Origin of the sequence: Gluconobacter sp. P5H9_a (assembly GCF_018812085.1) — a bacterium.
GTDB lineage: Bacteria > Pseudomonadota > Alphaproteobacteria > Acetobacterales > Acetobacteraceae > Gluconobacter.
Map to the genome: position 1 here is coordinate 1 of NZ_JACRVW010000048.1, position 742 is coordinate 742.

Sequence of the window (742 nt, forward strand, 5' to 3'; positions counted from 1 at the left end):
ACCCTGCGAACCTCACCGCCCCGGCATGCCGCAGCACACTGGTTTGAGCCAGCCCGAACCTCCTGCGCCTTCTGCTCCCGTTCCGCAAAGGCCGCTTCCCGCTCTGCCATAGCCTCTTCCCGCCTCCGAAGATCAGCCTCTTTCTGCTCGGCAATCCGGGCATCCAGGTCAGCATTTTGATGAACGGCACCCGTCKCTATTTKCGGTTKTCCGCGCTCTATACGGCGATCCAGCCTCTCCCGCGMCCAACGTGCCCAACTGGACTGCATAGCAGCCCCAGAGGTCTGTAAATCAGGCTCTAGGGCACGTTCAGAGGCCAATAGCGCCTCCTTCGCCTTCCGACACGAAAGAACCGGCTTGGACTGCCCGCTGTTGTGCCGTTGGTCCCGGACTGGCGACAGGAACACATCAACCACCACGGAGCCTTTTTCGTCGGTGTCAGAGCGCAGCCCCCAGACGGCACCGGCACCACCCCAACTTTCGGCCCATGCCTTCGCTTCATCGACGAGCTGCTGCACCCTCGGATTAGCCGCGTCATGTGGGTCTCCGGTTTCGGCCAGCCATTCAGGACTGACCACCACCTTGAACTCCATCCCGAGATCCGCACCCTTCCGCTCACTGGCACCAGTGGCCCGCTTGTGCGCMTTGAACGCTTTCACGTAATCCGTGGGGCCTGCCGCCTTGCTCCACGCTATCGGATCACTGTCCCGAACGTGTCGTTTCTGGGAGACCGGATCGAGAC

The 742-nt window shown here is 62.0% G+C and carries 1 protein-coding gene; it reads right to left on the reverse strand.

All coding sequences use genetic code 11. From position 1 onward, the window contains the following. A partial coding sequence (locus KP708_RS15405) for a hypothetical protein (protein WP_215757237.1) occupies positions 1-659 on the reverse strand: 659 nt, incomplete at its 3' end. Positions 660-742: the final 83 nt, after the last annotated feature.